1 protein-coding gene is annotated in these 462 nt (G+C 69.0%); it reads left to right on the forward strand.

What is annotated here, in order from left to right; all coding sequences use genetic code 11:
- Positions 1-462 (forward strand): thymidine phosphorylase (locus tag AC3AYF_RS18640; RefSeq protein WP_487780167.1); only part of this gene is annotated, 462 nt, incomplete at both ends.

The raw sequence follows: 462 nt of genomic DNA on the forward strand, positions 1-462 counted from the left end.
GCCCCGACGATATCGAGTGCGCCGGCCCGGTACTCGACAAGCACTCCACCGGCGGTGTCGGCGATCTGGTATCGCTGATCCTCGGCCCCTGGGTCGCCGCCTGCGGTGGCCATGTACCGATGGTCTCCGGGCGCGGCCTCGGCCACACCGGCGGCACCCTGGACAAGCTCGAATCGATTCCCGGCTACGACGTTACGCCATCCGACGCCGTTTTCCGCCGCCTGGTGAAAGAGGTCGGCGTCGCGATCATCGGCCAGACCGGGTCGCTGGCGCCGGCCGACAAGCGCCTCTACGGCGTGCGCGACGTGACCGCCACGGTGGAGTCGATCCCGTTGATCGTGGCCTCGATTCTGGGCAAGAAGCTCGCCTGCGGCCTCGAGACGCTGGTGATGGACGTCAAGGTCGGCCGCGGCGCCTTCATGCCGACGCAGGAAGCGTCCCGGGAACTGGCCGAGGCGATCG

Source organism: Salinicola sp. (genome assembly GCF_982684285.1).